The 17,480-nt window shown below is 53.8% G+C and carries 14 protein-coding genes and 1 riboswitch; of the genes, 8 read left to right on the top strand and 6 right to left on the bottom strand.

Features of this window, described 5'->3' with window-relative positions; genetic code table 11:
* Positions 1 to 101 precede the first annotated feature (101 nt).
* The gene (gene rpoC, locus A6A26_RS06280) at positions 102 to 4,325 is read left to right on the top strand and encodes a DNA-directed RNA polymerase subunit beta' (protein ID WP_063877942.1); all 4,224 of its coding nucleotides are present in this window, start codon (positions 102 to 104) and stop codon (positions 4,323 to 4,325) included.
* Between the two features lie 58 nt (positions 4,326 to 4,383).
* On the opposite strand, the gene A6A26_RS26150 is transcribed toward rpoC, so the two are convergent.
* Positions 4,384 to 4,563 carry a DUF1127 domain-containing protein gene (locus A6A26_RS26150; RefSeq protein ID WP_074180987.1) on the bottom strand — a complete coding sequence of 60 codons (180 nt, stop codon included), beginning with the start codon at positions 4,561 to 4,563 and terminating at the stop codon, positions 4,384 to 4,386.
* Between the two features lie 174 nt (positions 4,564 to 4,737).
* On the opposite strand from A6A26_RS26150, the gene A6A26_RS06290 reads away from it, so the two are divergent.
* On the top strand, positions 4,738 to 6,270 hold the full coding sequence (locus A6A26_RS06290; RefSeq protein WP_063877944.1) for an aminotransferase-like domain-containing protein: 1,533 nt from the start codon (positions 4,738 to 4,740) through the stop codon (positions 6,268 to 6,270).
* 114 nt (positions 6,271 to 6,384) lie between these two features.
* Here A6A26_RS06290 and thiE read toward each other — a convergent pair whose 3' ends face one another.
* The 3 genes from thiE to A6A26_RS06305 all read right to left on the bottom strand — a co-directional run bounded on the left by thiE (position 6,385) and on the right by A6A26_RS06305 (position 9,811).
* Entirely contained in the window at positions 6,385 to 7,017 is a 633-nt protein-coding gene (gene thiE / locus A6A26_RS06295; protein ID WP_063877945.1) for a thiamine phosphate synthase, read from the bottom strand.
* Complete coding sequence (thiC, locus tag A6A26_RS06300) at positions 7,018 to 8,940, bottom strand: phosphomethylpyrimidine synthase ThiC (protein ID WP_063877946.1); 1,923 nt, start codon at positions 8,938 to 8,940, stop codon at positions 7,018 to 7,020. It abuts the gene before it with no gap.
* A gap of 85 nt (positions 8,941 to 9,025) precedes the next feature.
* Positions 9,026 to 9,125: riboswitch (TPP riboswitch) on the bottom strand.
* Positions 9,126 to 9,307: 182 nt separating this feature from the next.
* Complete coding sequence (locus A6A26_RS06305; protein WP_063877947.1) at positions 9,308 to 9,811, bottom strand: Rsd/AlgQ family anti-sigma factor; 504 nt, start codon at positions 9,809 to 9,811, stop codon at positions 9,308 to 9,310.
* Positions 9,812 to 10,008: 197 nt separating this feature from the next.
* Here A6A26_RS06305 and nudC point away from each other — a divergent pair, with 197 nt between their 5' ends.
* The 6 genes from nudC (at position 10,009) to A6A26_RS06335 (ending at position 14,402) form a co-directional block, all read left to right on the top strand.
* Complete coding sequence (gene nudC, locus A6A26_RS06310; RefSeq protein WP_063877948.1) at positions 10,009 to 10,779, top strand: NAD(+) diphosphatase; 771 nt, start codon at positions 10,009 to 10,011, stop codon at positions 10,777 to 10,779.
* A 40-nt stretch (positions 10,780 to 10,819) separates the two neighbouring features.
* The gene (hemE, locus tag A6A26_RS06315; RefSeq protein ID WP_063877949.1) at positions 10,820 to 11,890 is read left to right on the top strand and encodes a uroporphyrinogen decarboxylase; all 1,071 of its coding nucleotides are present in this window, start codon (positions 10,820 to 10,822) and stop codon (positions 11,888 to 11,890) included.
* Positions 11,890 to 12,558, top strand: a complete 669-nt coding sequence (gene nfi, locus A6A26_RS06320) for a deoxyribonuclease V (RefSeq protein ID WP_063877950.1) — start codon at positions 11,890 to 11,892, stop codon at positions 12,556 to 12,558. The genes hemE and nfi overlap by 1 nt, the downstream gene beginning before the upstream one ends.
* A 62-nt stretch (positions 12,559 to 12,620) precedes the next feature.
* A complete protein-coding gene (locus tag A6A26_RS06325; protein WP_063877951.1) occupies positions 12,621 to 13,211 on the top strand; it encodes a YjaG family protein in 591 nt (196 codons plus the stop codon).
* Positions 13,212 to 13,399: 188 nt separating this feature from the next.
* Positions 13,400 to 13,672: a nucleoid-associated protein HU-alpha gene (gene hupA, locus A6A26_RS06330; RefSeq protein WP_006121511.1), complete on the top strand. Its 273-nt coding sequence runs from the start codon at positions 13,400 to 13,402 to the stop codon at positions 13,670 to 13,672.
* A 67-nt stretch (positions 13,673 to 13,739) separates the two neighbouring features.
* A complete protein-coding gene (locus A6A26_RS06335; RefSeq protein WP_063877952.1) occupies positions 13,740 to 14,402 on the top strand; it encodes a DUF1481 domain-containing protein in 663 nt (220 codons plus the stop codon).
* A gap of 36 nt (positions 14,403 to 14,438) precedes the next feature.
* Here the strand turns inward: A6A26_RS06335 and purD are convergent, their stop codons facing one another.
* Both purD and purH read right to left on the bottom strand, forming a co-directional pair.
* Positions 14,439 to 15,719 carry a phosphoribosylamine--glycine ligase gene (gene purD / locus A6A26_RS06340; protein ID WP_063877953.1) on the bottom strand — a complete coding sequence of 427 codons (1,281 nt, stop codon included), beginning with the start codon at positions 15,717 to 15,719 and terminating at the stop codon, positions 14,439 to 14,441.
* Between the two features lie 16 nt (positions 15,720 to 15,735).
* Complete coding sequence (gene purH, locus A6A26_RS06345; protein ID WP_063877954.1) at positions 15,736 to 17,325, bottom strand: bifunctional phosphoribosylaminoimidazolecarboxamide formyltransferase/IMP cyclohydrolase; 1,590 nt, start codon at positions 17,323 to 17,325, stop codon at positions 15,736 to 15,738.
* Positions 17,326 to 17,480: the final 155 nt, after the last annotated feature.

The following is a 17,480-nucleotide window of genomic DNA, read 5'->3' on the forward strand; positions in this document are numbered from 1 at the left end:
GGCCTGGAAGCGCAGGGTTAACGCGCTCGCATTTGTACTGGTTATGGGGCGTTCAATTTCGGTTGGACGCCCCTGAGTCTCACTCCGACGGGAGCAAATCCGTGAAAGACTTACTTAAGTTTCTGAAAGCGCAAACTAAAACCGAAGAGTTTGATGCGATCAAAATTGCGCTGGCATCGCCAGACATGATCCGTTCCTGGTCTTTCGGTGAAGTGAAAAAGCCGGAAACCATTAACTATCGTACCTTCAAGCCAGAGCGCGATGGTCTGTTCTGTGCCCGTATCTTTGGGCCGGTAAAAGATTACGAATGCCTGTGCGGTAAGTACAAGCGTCTGAAACACCGTGGTGTGATCTGCGAGAAGTGCGGCGTTGAAGTGACCCAGACTAAAGTGCGTCGTGAGCGCATGGGCCACATTGAGCTGGCTTCACCTACCGCACACATCTGGTTCCTGAAGTCACTGCCTTCGCGTATCGGCCTGCTGCTGGATATGCCACTGCGTGACATCGAACGCGTGCTGTATTTTGAATCTTATGTCGTTATCGAAGGTGGCATGACCAACCTTGAGAAGCGTCAGATTCTGACTGAAGAGCAGTACCTGGATGCGCTGGAAGAATTCGGTGACGAATTTGACGCGAAGATGGGTGCAGAAGCGATTCAGGCACTGCTGAAAAATATGGATCTGGAGCAAGAGTGCGAACAGCTGCGCGAAGAGCTGAACGAAACGAACTCCGAGACCAAACGCAAAAAGCTGACCAAGCGTATTAAGCTGCTGGAAGCGTTCGTTCAGTCTGGTAACAAGCCAGAGTGGATGATCCTGACCGTGCTGCCAGTCCTGCCACCGGATCTGCGTCCGCTGGTACCGCTGGACGGCGGCCGCTTTGCGACATCAGATCTGAACGATCTGTATCGCCGCGTGATCAACCGTAACAACCGTCTGAAACGCCTGCTGGATCTGGCCGCGCCAGATATCATCGTGCGCAACGAAAAACGTATGCTGCAGGAAGCGGTAGATGCCCTGCTGGATAACGGTCGTCGCGGTCGTGCGATCACGGGTTCTAACAAGCGTCCTCTGAAATCTTTGGCTGACATGATCAAAGGTAAGCAGGGTCGTTTCCGTCAGAACCTGCTCGGTAAGCGTGTTGACTACTCTGGTCGTTCTGTTATCACCGTAGGTCCTTACCTGCGTCTGCATCAGTGCGGTCTGCCGAAGAAAATGGCACTGGAGCTGTTCAAACCGTTCATCTACGGCAAGTTGGAACTGCGTGGCCTGGCCACCACCATCAAAGCCGCTAAGAAGATGGTTGAGCGTGAAGAAGCTGTCGTTTGGGATATCCTGGACGAAGTGATCCGCGAACACCCGGTACTGCTGAACCGTGCACCAACCCTGCACCGTTTGGGTATCCAGGCATTTGAGCCCGTCCTGATCGAAGGTAAAGCTATCCAGCTGCACCCGCTGGTTTGTGCGGCTTATAACGCCGACTTCGATGGTGACCAGATGGCTGTTCACGTACCGCTGACGCTGGAAGCCCAGCTGGAAGCGCGTGCGCTGATGATGTCGACCAACAACATCCTGTCACCTGCGAACGGCGAGCCAATCATCGTTCCTTCACAGGACGTTGTACTGGGTCTGTATTACATGACCCGCGACTGTGTTAACGCCAAAGGCGAAGGCATGGTGCTGACTGGTCCGAAAGAAGCTGAACGCGTTTACCGCGCTGGCCTCGCTTCGCTGCACGCTCGCGTTAAAGTGCGTATCACTGAGCACGAGAAAAACGAGCAGGATGAGTGGGTTTCTAAAACCAGCATCATCGACACAACTATTGGTCGCGCCATCCTGTGGATGATCGTGCCAAAAGGTCTGCCTTTCTCCATCGTCAACCAGGCGCTGGGCAAGAAAGCGATCTCCAAGATGCTGAACACCTGTTACCGCATCCTGGGACTGAAACCAACGGTTATCTTTGCTGACCAGACCATGTACACCGGCTTTGCCTATGCGGCACGTTCAGGTGCGTCTGTGGGTATCGACGACATGGTTATCCCAGAGAAGAAAGTGGAAATCATCACCGAAGCGGAAGCAGAAGTGGCTGAAATCCAGGAACAGTTCCAGTCTGGTCTGGTGACCGCGGGTGAACGCTATAACAAAGTGATCGATATCTGGGCTGCGGCCAACGAACGCGTTGCTAAAGCGATGATGGAAAACCTCTCTACCGAACTCGTGATCAACCGCGATGGCGTGGAAGAGCGTCAGGTTTCCTTCAACAGTATCTTTATGATGGCTGACTCCGGTGCGCGTGGTTCTGCTGCACAGATTCGTCAGCTGGCCGGTATGCGTGGTCTGATGGCTAAGCCAGATGGCTCAATCATCGAGACGCCAATTACCGCGAACTTCCGCGAAGGTCTGAACGTACTCCAGTACTTCATCTCGACGCACGGTGCACGTAAAGGTCTGGCGGATACCGCACTGAAAACGGCTAACTCCGGTTATCTGACGCGTCGTCTGGTTGACGTTGCGCAGGATCTGGTTGTCACCGAAGACGACTGTGGCACGCACGAAGGCATCATGATGACGCCAGTCATCGAAGGTGGCGACGTAAAAGAGCCACTGCGTGAGCGTGTTCTGGGTCGTGTGACGGCAGAAGACGTCCTGAAGCCGGGTACTGCTGACATTCTGGTTCCACGTAACACGCTGCTTGATGAGCACTGGTGTGACGTGTTGGAACTGAACTCAGTAGACAGCGTGAAGGTACGTTCGGTTGTAGGTTGTGAAACCGATTTTGGTGTGTGTGCACATTGCTATGGTCGCGACCTGGCACGTGGTCACATCATCAACAAAGGTGAAGCAATCGGTGTTATCGCGGCACAGTCTATCGGTGAGCCGGGTACACAGCTGACGATGCGTACGTTCCACATCGGTGGTGCGGCATCACGTGCGGCTGCTGAATCCAGCATTCAGGTGAAGAACAAAGGTACGATCAAGCTGACCAATGCCAAGTCGGTAACCAACTCGGCAGGCAAGCTGGTTATCACCTCGCGTAACGTTGAACTGAAAATGATCGACGAATTTGGCCGTACGAAAGAGAGCTATAAAGTTCCTTACGGTGCTGCCATGGCGAAAGGTGATGGTGAGCAGGTTGCAGCGGGCGAAACCGTTGCAAACTGGGACCCGCATACCATGCCGGTTATCACTGAAGTGGGCGGTTTCATTCGCTTCACGGATATGATCGACGGTCAGACCATTACCCGTCAGACTGACGACCTTACCGGTCTGTCATCGCTGGTGGTGCTGGATTCTGCCGAGCGTACCGCGGGTGGTAAAGACCTGCGTCCAGCCCTGAAAATCGTTGATGCTAACGGCAACGATGTCCTGATCCCTGGTACCGATATGCCAGCTCAGTACTTCCTGCCAGGTAAAGCGATTGTACAGTTAGAAGATGGCGTGAAGATTAGCTCGGGTGATACCCTGGCGCGTGTTCCGCAGGAATCTGGCGGTACCAAGGATATTACCGGTGGTCTGCCACGCGTTGCTGACCTGTTCGAAGCGCGTCGTCCGAAAGAGCCAGCTATTCTGGCGGAGATCAGCGGCATCATCTCCTTCGGTAAAGAGACGAAAGGCAAGCGTCGTCTGGTCATTACTCCGCTGGATGGTAGCGATCCGTACGAAGAGATGATTCCGAAATGGCGTCAGCTGAACGTGTTCGAAGGTGAACGTGTTGAGCGCGGTGACGTAGTTTCCGATGGCCCAGAGTCACCACATGACATCCTGCGCTTGCGTGGCGTGCATGCGGTTACCCGTTACATCACTAACGAAGTGCAGGAAGTTTACCGTCTGCAAGGCGTTAAGATTAACGATAAGCACATCGAAGTTATCGTTCGTCAGATGCTGCGTAAAGCGACCATCATGAGCGCGGGCAGTACCGAGTTCCTGGAAGGTGAGCAGGCTGAATTCTCTCGTATCAAGATCTCTAACCGTGAACTTGAAGCGAACGGAAAAGTTGGCGCAACCTTCATGCGTGATCTGCTGGGTATTACCAAAGCGTCACTGGCAACCGAATCGTTCATCTCTGCTGCATCGTTCCAGGAAACCACGCGTGTCCTGACCGAAGCGGCAGTGGCAGGCAAGCGCGACGAACTGCGCGGTCTGAAAGAGAACGTTATCGTGGGACGTCTGATCCCAGCCGGTACGGGTTATGCTTACCATCAGGATCGTATGCGCCGCAAAGCGGCAGGCGAAGTACCGGTAGCACCGCAGGTTACTGCGGATGAAGCCTCTGCAAGCCTGGCTGAATTGCTGAACGCTGGTCTGGGCGGTAAAAACGACGAGTAATCGTCAAACGCCCGATAAAAAACCCTGCTCAGGCAGGGTTTTTTTTATCTTAAAATCTTCAGCGGATATCGTTTCGGTCTAGTCCAATGTCTTTTAATTGACAGTCGCTGAGCCGGGATAAAATAGCCCGGGTTTCACGCTGACATTGCCAACGTCTGATGCTGCTCCAGATAAGGCGTAAGAAACGAAACGGTCTTATCGTAAATGGCCTGGCCGCGCGGTTTTCTTCATATTCCATGATCCTGCCCTCAGTTGTTTATCTGAGAAACATTTTCACGCAGAGCGTATTTTCAATACAGATGCACGATAAGCAAATATTTAACATACAGATTGCGCTGCAGGCGAACTGAATGGTAGAAATAATCTCTATCTGTACTGCTTTACGGGGCGGTCAATTTTCACAGGGCATACAATGACGCGATATCAACATTTGGCCATGCTGCTGGAAAAGCGCATTGAGCAGGGGCTGTATCGGAGCGGCGAACGTTTACCTTCAGTGCGGAGTCTGAGTGCTGAGCACGGCGTCAGTATCAGCACGGTGCAGCAGGCGTATTATTTGCTGGAGCAGAAACAGTTAATCGTTCCACAGTCGCGTTCAGGCTACTTTGTTGCGCCCCATAAGGCGATGCCGCCCATCCCGGCACTGACCCGACCGGTGCAACGACCCGTAGAAATAACCCAGTGGGATGCGGTATTTGAACTGCTTAACAGCCGGCTGGAAGACGATATATTGCAGTTGGGCAGCGGCATGCCGGATTTAACACAATCCACCCTGAAACCCCTCTGGAAAGCCTTTAGCCGACAGGCTCAGAAGCAGGAAAGTCACCTGCTGAATTACGATAATCTGTATGGTGTAGCCTGCCTGCGGGAGCAGATCGCCCGACTGATGATTGACAGCGGTTGCCAGCTTACCCTTGAAGACATTGTGATAACAACCGGCTGCCATGAAGCACTGTCCGTGTCCGTTCGTGCTGTCTGCCAGCCGGGCGATATCATCGCCGTGGAATCACCATCCTTTCATGGCATTATGCAGACGCTGCGTGGTTTTGGCATTCGCGCCATTGAGATCCCCACGGATTCGGTGACGGGCATCAGTCTTGAGGCGCTGGAGCTGGCGTTTGATCAGTGGCCAATTAAAGCTGTCGTAGTGGTGCCAAACTGTAATAACCCGCTTGGCTTTATTATGCCCGAGAAGCGCAAGCGCGCCTTGCTGACCCTGGCGCAACGTTTTGACGCAGCGATTATTGAAGACGATGTGTATGGTGAACTGGCCTGGGAATACCCACGACCGTCATCCATTAAATCTTTGGATGAAGATGGGCGCGTGTTGCTGTGCAGTTCATTTTCCAAAACGCTGGCACCGGGTTTACGCGTCGGTTGGGTTGCGCCGGGACGCTACCGCGATCGGGTACTGCATATGAAATATATCGGCACCGGCTCCACCGCGACCCAGCCGCAGCATGCGGTAGCAGAGTTTATTCGTCAGGGGCACTACCAGACCCATTTACGGCGGATGCGTCAGGTTTATCAGCACAACTACGAAACCTTTATTTGCTGGGTCAGGCACTATTTTCCTTGTGGGATCTGCGTTACGCGGCCTCAGGGCGGTTTTCTGATGTGGATTGAACTGCCAGAAGCCTTTGATGCGGTGCAGCTTAATAACACGCTGCGCCAGTCGGGTATTCAGATTGCTGTCGGCTCGCTGTTTTCCGCCTCGGGCAAATATCGTAACTGCCTGCGTCTGAATTACGCGCTGCCCGCCAGTGATACCATCGAACGGGCACTGGCGATAACCGGCAAGGCCGTGGAGCAGGCAATCATAGCCTGCACCCATGATAAATTGATGGAGTCAGTCCCTTATCTCTCTGAACCTGCAGTTGAGAAGCAGGGCCAGAAAGAGGAGGAGGCTGGCCCTGGTCCGGCAATCCCTGCTGGACGCCTGTGACTTTAAAGGGCATTAAAAAACCGCGCCAGCAGCAAGATGAATTGCCGTGCGCGGCTTTCCAGTTTTTATCTACCGATTGCACTGACTGCGCGTATTTTTGCGCGATAACGCCAGTTAATGCGCGGTTTCAGGCTCGGCAAGCTGCAGCAGAATACGCGTGGCTTCCTGCCAGTCTTCTGCCTGGGTAATCGCGCTCACCACCGCAATGCTGCCGACGCCGGTGGCTAAGACCTCAGGCGCACGGGCAATGCTGATGCCACCGATCGCGGCAGTAGAGATGCCCGCCAGCCGACCCAAATGGCGTTTAAGTTCAACCAGCCCTTGCGGAGAAGAAGGCATCACTTTCGTCTGCGTGGGGAAGATGTGCCCCAGTGCAATGTAAGAAGGGCGCAGCGCCAGCGCCCGATCCAGCTCCGCATCGTCATGGGTTGACAGCCCCAGTCGCAAGCCAGCGTGCAAAATCTGCTGAAGATTCGCGACGTCTAAATCCTCCTGGCCCAGATGAACGCCATAAGCCTGATGTTTAATCGCCAACTGCCAGTAATCATTGATAAACAGACGTGCCTGATAGCGCTTACCTGCGGCGATAGCCCGAATAATAAAGGGTTCAACCACCTCATCGGGCTGATCCTTGATCCGAAGCTGAAGGGTTCGCACACCGGCGTCTAACAGACGTTCAATCCATTCAAAGCTGTCGACAACCGGATACAGCCCTAAGCGTGGTGCGGTGGCGGGAAAGGCGTCCATTTATTCCTCCTTAAGGGCGGTTGCGGGATGATAGAGCTCACCGCCGCGCTCACGAAAATTATCTGACATCTTTGCCATCCCCACTTCAATCGCCTGGGCTTCTGCTTCCTGCTTCGCGGCATAGTCGCGTACTTCCTGGGTAATTTTCATTGAGCAAAATTTGGGGCCACACATGGAACAGAAGTGCGCAACCTTGCCTGATTCCTGCGGCAGGGTTTCGTCGTGGTAAGCGCGTGCCGTATGGGGGTCCAGTGCAAGATTAAACTGGTCTTCCCAGCGAAACTCAAAACGCGCTTTCGACATGGCGTTGTCGCGGATCTGCGCCCCCGGATGGCCTTTTGCCAGATCGGCGGCGTGCGCGGCGATCTTGTAGGTAATCAAACCCTGTTTCACATCGTCTTTATTCGGCAGACCCAGGTGCTCTTTCGGCGTGACATAGCAGAGCATGGCGCAACCGAACCAGCCAATCATTGCCGCACCAATGCCAGAGGTAAAATGATCGTAACCCGGAGCAATATCGGTGGTCAGTGGACCCAGGGTGTAAAACGGTGCTTCATGGCAGTGTTCCAGCTGTTCAGTCATGTTGCGACGGATCATTTGCATGGGAATATGACCGGGGCCTTCAATCATGACCTGTACATCGTATTCCCAGGCGATTTTTGTCAGCTCACCCAAGGTGTGCAGTTCTGCAAACTGCGCGTCGTCATTGGCATCCTGAATTGATCCTGGACGCAGACCGTCTCCCAGCGACAGCGAAATATCATAAGCAGCACAAATTTCACAGATGTCGCGGAAGTGCTCATAGAGAAAGCTCTCTTTGTGATGCGACAGGCACCACTTCGCCATAATGGACCCACCACGAGAGACGATGCCGGTCAGGCGTTTCGCGGTCATGGGGACATAGCGCAACAGCACGCCAGCATGGATAGTAAAATAATCCACGCCCTGTTCAGCCTGTTCCAGCAAGGTATCGCGGAAGATGTCCCAGTTCAGGTCTTCTGCTACACCGTTAACTTTCTCAAGCGCCTGATAAATCGGGACTGTACCGATCGGCACCGGGCTGTTACGCAAAATCCATTCGCGGGTTTCATGGATGTAGCGCCCTGTAGAGAGGTCCATAACGGTATCCGCGCCCCAACGGGTTGACCACACCAGCTTTTCCACCTCTTCTTCAATGGAGGAGGTCACGGCGGAGTTGCCAATATTCGCATTTACCTTCACCAGAAAGTTGCGCCCAATGATCATGGGTTCGGATTCAGGATGATTGATATTCGCCGGGATGATGGCGCGTCCGGCTGCCACTTCCTGACGCACAAACTCAGGTGTAATATTTTCCGGCAAATGCGCGCCAAAGCTGTGCCCCGGATGCTGTTGTAACAGCACTTCACCACGGATGCGTTCCCGGCCCATATTTTCCCGCAGCGCGATAAATTCCATCTCCGGCGTGATAATGCCCTGGCGTGCATAGTGCAACTGGGTCACGCAGCGGCCGGCTTTAGCGCGACGCGGCGTTGGCAGGTGTTCAAAACGGAGATGATCCAGCCCGTCATCGGCCAGCCGCTGCTGCGTGTAGGCTGAGCTGATTTGCATCAGATTCTCGCTGTCATTACGTTCTTCAATCCAGCGCGCGCGCAGTTTATCCAGCCCGCGATGAACATCGATTTGTGCTGCCGGATCGCCATAGGCGCCCGCCGTATCATAAATCGGTACGGGCTCATTCTCCTCATAAACAGGCGCGTCTTTACTGCCGCTGATCAGGGTAGGGCTGAGTTGAATTTCCCGCATCGGGACACGAATATCGTCGCGACTGCCGGTGAGCCAGATACGTTTTGAGTTGGGAAAGGCGCTGCCGCCCTGAAGAGAATCAATAAATTCCTGTGCCTGAACACGTTGTTCGCGACGGGTCGTTTTAGCAGTAGACATAGCAATATTCCAGTAAGTGGGAAGGTTGCTTGTCCGGAGTTCGGAAGGAGTAACGGCACTGCTGGCACCATCCGGTGGCGTACCGTATAAATTTACTCTTGTTCCCTTCGCAGGTTCTAACCTGATCAGGTTCCGCGGATCCCGAATTAACGGTCTCAGCCCAGAGGGCACTCCGACAAGATGTGGTTTTAACGCTTTACGCGACGACGCCTGCGCTGCCTTACCTGTAAATAACCGATAACGAGAGCAGGACGTGTAGGTAACGTTTCAACCGTAAAACACCGACTACATTAGGCATTACGTTTAAAGCCCACTCAGCATAAGGGGGCTTTTTACTAATCACAAGTCTTTTACAATCGATGAGGTTTTAGGCAGGGCGGGCAATTTCGCTGTCGTTAGCCACGGGCGGGGTAAGGTGGTTATCCCATGCCATCTGAATTAACTTGTCCTCAAGGGTAAAGCGTCCTTCAAGGGCTTCACCCACCTCTGACAGGGCATTCTGAAAGGTGACATAGTTATCGTCATCAATCGCCTGCTGAAGATGCCCGTCATACAATTGCATCAGTTTTTCGGTGTTGGCTTCCAGCGAGGGATAAATCTGCGTGGCGGCCAGCAACGGGCTGGTGCCGTCCATTTCACCGATCAGGCGTTGGTAAAGACTAAAGTGGCCTGATGACAGGTAATCGACCAGATTATGGCAAAAATTATCAAGCGCCTGTTCATCCAGACGAGTCAGTGCCTCTTTCTTTGGCTTAATACCGACCAAATGATAATAAGAAACCAATAGCTGGCGGCGAGCGGCCAGCCATGAATCTACCAGTTCATTACTGCCACCTACGCGTTTGGTCAGAACGTCTAACTGGTTGAGCATAGTTAACTCCGTATGAGTTATGCACCTTCATATTTCAGATTAGCGATGCGTCAATTGCGCTTGTTCTCCACGAGCCAGTCGGGGATAAATAAGCGTGCTGTCGTCTTGCAACCAGAATTATTTGGGTATAGTTGTTCATCTACACACTTAACATCGGGACTTCAGCGTGCGGGTTGACGCTAAGGATGACGAAATAAATGCAATGCGAAATTTCAAGCGTAGACGCTGGATGGTGGATTGTCAGCAGTGAACAGAAAATTTGGTTACCGCAAGGGGATCTCCCTCACGGTAATGCGCAACAGTTTGGCCTGACAGGCCATCAGGGACGCGTTATCGGCGAATGGCAGAGTGAGAAAGTCTGGCTGGTTTGCGAAGCACGTTCAGAGGATATGCTGTCGCTGCGGCAGTTGCTTAACGAAGATCCGGCGCTATTTCAGCTGGCGGGGCGCGGTGTACAACTGGCCGAGTTTTATCGCTCTCATCGCTGGTGTGGCTACTGTGGTCATGAGATGCACCCCAGCAAGCGTGAGTTTGCCTGTCTGTGCAGTCACTGTCGTGAACGTTACTATCCACAAATTGCGCCCTGCATTATCGTTGCGATTCGCCGGGGGGACGAGATCCTGCTGGCTAATCATGCGCGCCATCGTAATAACATTTACACTGTGCTGGCCGGGTTTGTTGAGGTCGGTGAAACCATTGAACAGGCTGTCGCGCGTGAGGTGATGGAAGAAAGCAATGTGCGTGTCAGGAATGTTCGCTATGTAACATCGCAACCCTGGCCCTTTCCGCAATCCCTGATGATGGCCTTTATGGCGGAATATGATGGCGGTGAGTTACAGCATGACGGTAAAGAGTTGCTGGATGCCGGATGGTTCCGCTTTGATGCGCTGCCGTTACTTCCTCCGCCCGGTACCGTTGCCCGTCGATTAATTGAAGATACCGTGGCCCTCTGCCGCGCTGAGGCGTGAGAGTGCTACACTACTCGCTTGATACCGAGAGAGTCCTGACATGAGTGAACTGAAGAACGACCGTTATTTGCGCGCCCTGTTACGCCAGCCTGTAGATGTCACCCCCGTATGGATGATGCGTCAAGCCGGGCGTTATTTGCCGGAATATAAAGCGACGCGCGCCCAGGCGGGTGATTTTATGTCGCTATGCAAGAATGCCGAACTGGCCTGCGAAGTCACCCTCCAACCCCTGCGTCGCTTCAAGCTGGATGCGGCAATCCTCTTCAGTGATATTCTCACCATTCCTGATGCCATGGGGTTAGGGCTGTACTTCGAAACGGGTGAAGGCCCGTGTTTCTCTAATCCAGTAACGTGCCGTGCCGATGTCGATCGCCTTCCCGTGCCCGATCCTGAGCAGGAACTGGGTTACGTGATGAACGCGGTGCGCACCATCCGTAAAAACCTCAATGGCGAGGTGCCTTTAATTGGCTTCTCAGGTAGCCCGTGGACACTGGCTACCTACATGGTTGAAGGGGGAAGTAGCAAAGCCTTCACCAAAATTAAAAAAATGATGTACGCCGAGCCGGCCACGCTGCACGCCATGCTGGATAAGCTGGCTGACAGCGTCATTCTCTATCTCAATGCCCAGATTCGCGCCGGTGCGCAGTCGGTGATGGTATTTGATACCTGGGGCGGCGTGTTAACCGGGAACGACTATCGTGAGTTCTCGCTTTACTACATGCATAAAATTGTCGACAGCGTGCTACATGAAAACGAAGGCCGTCGCGTGCCGATCACCTTGTTTACCAAAAATGGCGGGCAGTGGCTGGAAGCGATTGCCGAGACTGGCTGTGACGCACTTGGTCTGGACTGGACAATCGATATCAGCGAAGCCCGTCGTCGCGTAGGCCACAAAGTCGCTTTGCAGGGCAACATGGACCCATCCATGCTCTACGCACCGCCCGCGCGAATTGAGCAGGAAGTCGCTACGATCCTGGACGGGTTCGGCAAGGGCGAAGGCCACGTCTTCAATCTTGGGCACGGCATCCATCAGGATGTGCCGCCAGAGCACGCAGGTGTATTTGTTGAGGCGGTGCACCGGCTCTCACGCCCGTATCATCAGGAGTCTTAATGGATATCGCTGCACTCCGCGCGGAGCAATTACAGCGTGCCGTAGAGGTCGTGCGGCAGGATGACTTTGACGTACTGCCGCCACGCTTTATCGGTGGCGCAGACGTCGGTTTTGAGCAGGAAGGTGCAGTCACGCGTGCTGCGCTGGTCATTCTTGAATACCCGTCCCTGAAGCTGGTGGAGCATCGCATCGCGCGCATTGACACCACCATGCCTTACATTCCCGGTTTCCTCTCTTTCCGTGAGTATCCGGCTCTGTTGGCGGCATGGAACATGCTGGAGCAGAAGCCCGACCTGTTATTTGTCGATGGTCATGGTATTTCACATCCGCGCCGGCTCGGTGTGGCTTCGCATTTTGGGTTGATGGTCGATGTCCCCACTATCGGCGTCGCGAAAAAACGCCTGTGCGGGCGCTGTGAGCCGTTGGATGAAACCCCCGGCAGTCGCCAGCCGTTAGTGGACAAAGGTGAGCAAATTGGCTGGGTATGGCGCAGCAAGGCGCGCTGTAATCCGCTGTTTGTGGCCACCGGGCACCGCGTCAGTCTGGACAGCGCCCTGCAGTGGGTCGAAAAGTGTACACAGGGATACCGTTTACCGGAACCTACCCGCTGGGCGGATGCTGTGGCATCCCAACGCCCCGCATTTCTGCGCTGGCAAAGCGCGCTTTAACACTGTTTGTATGGCGCTTTTGCGTTACACTGCCGCCAGCGAAATGAATAAGAGCTCTGTGTATGTTACAAAACCCTGTGCATCTGCGTCTGACCAAGCTGGAAAGCTGGCAACATCTGACGTTTATGGCTTGCCTGTGCGAGCGCATGTATCCCAACTACGTGGCTTTTTGCCAGCAAACCGAGTTTGCCGATCCTGCCCTTTACCGCCGCATCCTGGACCTGATTTGGGAAACGCTGACGGTGAAAGACGCAAAGATCAATTTTGACAGCCAACTGGAAAAGCTTGAAGCAGCGATTCCCGATGGTGATGCGTTTGAGGTATACGGTGTGTATCCGGCAATTGATGCCTGCGTTGCATTGAGTGAAGTCCTGCACTCGCAGTTAAGCGGTGAAACGCTTGAGCATGCGATTGAAGTCAGTAAGACTTCGATCACCACCGTTGCCATTCTGGAAATGACTCACGAAGGTCGCGAAATGACCGATGAAGAGCTGCGAGAAAATCCGGCTGTCATCGACGAATGGGACCTGCAATGGGAGATTTTTCGCCTGCTCGCGGATTGTGAAGAGCGAGACCTTGAATTGATAAAAGGTCTGCGATCCGACCTGCGTGAGGCGGGAATTAGTAACATCGGTATAAAAATTCAGCAATAAGGCGAGAAAACGTGACTTCAGGCCTTAATTAGCGCGCCTGGAGGCTTCACATCAGCCCCCTGTCTGGTCTACATTTGGGGGGCTGAAAATTGTGGCTATCGGTGCGTGCAGGCTGAAGAGTGCCCGAAGCCGGCTTTTCCCTCGCACTCGTTGCTTAGCAAGCGATAAATACACTTTAAGGATAACTTATGAACAAGACTCAACTGATTGATGTGATCGCAGAAAAAGCTGACCTGTCTAAAACCCAGGCTAAGGCAGCGCTGGAATCTACTCTGGCTGCAATCACCGAGTCTCTGAAAGAGGGTGATGCTGTACAACTGGTTGGTTTTGGTACTTTTAAAGTGAACCACCGCGCTGAGCGTACCGGTCGTAACCCACAGACTGGCAAAGAAATCAAAATCGCTGCGGCAAACGTACCTGCATTCGTGTCTGGTAAAGCTCTGAAAGACGCCGTTAAGTAAGACGTCGCATTGCGGTAACGTTTTAAACAGGGGCGATTTCGCCCCTTTTGTTTAAGGGCCAGCCACCATGACTACGCTGTTCCAGCGATTATCTGCCCTGTTCCTCTCCTCACTGATTATCGGGTGCAGCTCAACCCCCGACATCCCGGCTTTCTCGGCCAGCGGTTACCTTGCCGATCGCGGCAGTGTACGTATCTGGCGCAAAAATACCGATCATCATTCGGTACATATTCGTACGCTGTACAATCCGTTCAACAGTGAAAAAAGTGAAATTACTGATTATCGCTGGCTTGGGGATGACTTAATCAGCGTAGAGCGTCAGGTCAAAGGCGATAAGCCAGACGACGTCACCTTACGCTTTGATCAAAATGGCAGCCTTAATTTCATGCAGCGCCAGCTCGCGACGCGCCGTGAGGCAGTCAGTCCAGATGCAGTGGAGCTTTACAAATTCGATGCACAACGTATGCGCGAAGTCAGCGATGCGCTGTTAAGTGGTCGTGTGTTCTTGAAACAGGGGCACTGGTCAGGCGGAAGGGCTGTGGAAACCTGTGAGGGCCAGCAGGTGACGCCTGCTTTTGACAGTTATGCCCTGCAGACGCTAACACATTACCGCAGCAATAAGACGGGACCGTTGATGATTTCGTGGCTGGAAGCCCCTGAAGGCGTGCAGCTACTGCGTGTCAGTCAAAAAGATGAGTGTGCAGATGCGCCTGAAGAGGCAGACTTCTGAGACAGTAAAAAGGGGCACTGGGTGCCCCTTCGTTCTTTATTTACGGTCAATTGCACGATAGCCGATATCGCGTCGGCAGAAGCTGCCTTGCCAGGAAATCGGTTTAGCCAGTTCGTAAGCCCGTTTCTGTGCCGCAGCGACATCGTCGCCTAAGGCGGTGACGCACAAAACGCGCCCGCCGTTGGTCAGCACCCGATCGTCTTCAAGGCGAGTCCCAGCGTGGAAAACTTTGCCGTCGGCAACCTCTTCCAGCGGCAGACCCTGAATGTGATCGCCGTTATTGTAGTGACCGGGATAGCCGCCAGCGGCCAGCACCACACCAAGCGATGGACGCGGGTCCCATTGGGAATCCTTCTGGTCTAGCTTTCCGTCGCAGGCCGCCAGACAGAGATCCACCAGATCCGACTGCAGGCGCAGCATGATAGGCTGCGTTTCTGGATCGCCGAAGCGGCAGTTGAATTCGATCACTTTTGGCTGACCCGCCTGATCGATCATCAGCCCGGCATATAAGAAACCAGTATAAACGTTGCCTTCTGCCGCCATGCCGCGCACGGTTGGCCAGATAACCTGATCCATTACGCGCTGGTGGATCGCATCGGTTACAACCGGGGCAGGGGAATACGCGCCCATTCCCCCGGTGTTCGGGCCGGTATCGCCGTCACCCACACGTTTATGATCCTGGCTGGTGGCCATCGGCAACACGTTCTCGCCATCAACCATCACAATAAAGCTGGCTTCTTCGCCGTCCAGGAACTCTTCAATAACAATACGGTGTCCCGCGTCACCAAACGCATTGCCTGCCAGCATATCGTGCACGGCGTCTTCTGCTTCCTGCAGCGTCATTGCCACAATGACACCTTTACCGGCTGCCAGTCCGTCGGCTTTGATGACAATCGGCGCGCCCTTTTCACGAAGATAAGCCAGCGCAGGGGCGACCTCTGTAAAATTCTGGTACTCCGCACTCGGGATGTTATGACGTGCCAGGAAGTCCTTGGTAAAGGCTTTAGATCCTTCCAGTTGCGCGGCGGCCTGGGTCGGGCCAAAGATTTTTAAGCCCGCCGCACGGAACGCATCAACGACACCTGACACCAGCGGCGCTTCAGGGCCAACGATGGTGAGATCGATCTGTTCACGCTGGGCGAAGGCCAGTAAGGCAGGAATATCGGTTGGTGCAATGTCGACGTTCTGCAACGCGGGTTCCAGTGCGGTGCCTGCATTGCCCGGTGCAACAAAAACGGTTTCCGCCAGCGGCGACTGTGCAGCCTTCCAGGCCAGTGCGTGTTCACGTCCGCCGTTACCAATGATTAAAATTTTCATAAAACGCTCCACAGAATTAATGGCGGAAGTGACGCATATCGGTAAAGATCATGGCAATGCCATGCTCATCGGCTGCTGCAATGACTTCATCGTCGCGAATAGAACCGCCCGGCTGAATCACACAGCTGACGCCCACGGCAGCAGCGGCATCAATGCCGTCGCGGAACGGGAAGAAAGCATCGGAAGCCATCGCGGACCCTTTCACTTCCAGACCTTCATCACCGGCTTTAATGCCTGCAATTTTGGCTGAGTAGACGCGGCTCATCTGTCCGGCACCAATGCCGATGGTCATGTTGTCCCGTGCATAGACAATCGCGTTGGACTTAACGAATTTGGCTACTTTCCAGCAGAACAGCGCATCACGCAACTCCTGCTCTGAAGGCTGGCGCTGACTTACCACGCGTAGCTGGCTGGCATCGACCATACCGAGATCGCGATCCTGAACCAGCAAACCTCCGTTCACACGTTTGAAATCAAGGGCGGCGACCCGACCTTGCCATTTACCGCATACCAGAACGCGGACGTTCTGTTTAGCCGCCGTAATTTTCAGCGCAGCTTCCGTTGCCGCAGGGGCGATGATGACTTCAACAAACTGCCGACTGATGATGGCCTTTGCGGTAGCCTCATCCAGCTCGCGGTTAAAGGCAATAATGCCGCCGAAGGCAGAAGTGGGGTCAGTCTGATAAGCGTGCTCGTAAGCCGCCAGAATGGACTCGCCCACAGCGACACCACAAGGGTTAGCATGTTTGACAATAACGCAGGCGGGCTCAACAAACTCTTTCACGCACTCAAGCGCGGCATCGGTATCCGCGATGTTGTTATAAGACAGCGCTTTGCCCTGCACCTGCCTGGCGGTAGCGACTGATGCTTCCTGCACATCTTCTTCTATATAGAAGGCCGCGTCCTGATGGCTGTTCTCGCCATAGCGCATATCCTGCTTTTTAATGAAGTTAAGATTGAGAGTCCGCGGGAAGCGGCCTGCAGGTTGGCTGGTTTCGCCATGATAAGCCGGGACCAGGCTGCCAAAATAGTTGGCGATCATGCTGTCGTACGCGGCGGTATGTTCAAAAGCTTTAATCGCCAGATCGAAACGGGTTTCGAGCGTGAGCGAGTTCTGGTTGGCGTCCAGCTCGGCGATAATGGCCTGGTAGTCGCTGCTCTTAACCACAATCGCTACGTCTTTGTGGTTTTTGGCTGCCGAGCGCACCATCGTTGGGCCGCCAATATCAATATTTTCGACAGCGTCTTCCAGTGAACAATCCGGCTTTGCGACGGTTTGGGCAAAGGGATAAAGGTTTACGACCACCATATCGATAGGGCTGATAGCGTGCTGCGCCATTACGGCATCATCTTGCCCACGACGTCCTAAAATACCGCCGTGTACTTTTGGGTGCAGTGTTTTAACGCGTCCATCCATCATTTCCGGGAAACCGGTGTAGTCAGACACTTCGGTGACGGGCAGTCCCGCCTCTGCCAGCAGGCGAGCGGTACCACCTGTGGAGAGCAGCTCTACACCGCGCTGGGAGAGTGCCTGAGCAAATTCGAGGATGCCGGCTTTATCAGAAACACTGAGCAGGGCGCGGCGTAAAGGACGAGGTTGTGGCATGGTGGTTTTATCCCTTGGCTTTGATTCGCGTAAATAAGAGCGTTACATCAAGCTTGCGTGCTCACTTCTCTCTATATAGAGAAGCAAAAGCGTAAAAACTTCAGGTAACGCCCCGAAAAGGGGCATCCATTGCGTTGCGGGGCATTGTAGCGAAA

It is taken from the genome of Pantoea sp. OXWO6B1 (assembly GCF_001641135.1).
Lineage (GTDB): Bacteria > Pseudomonadota > Gammaproteobacteria > Enterobacterales > Enterobacteriaceae > Pantoea > Pantoea allii.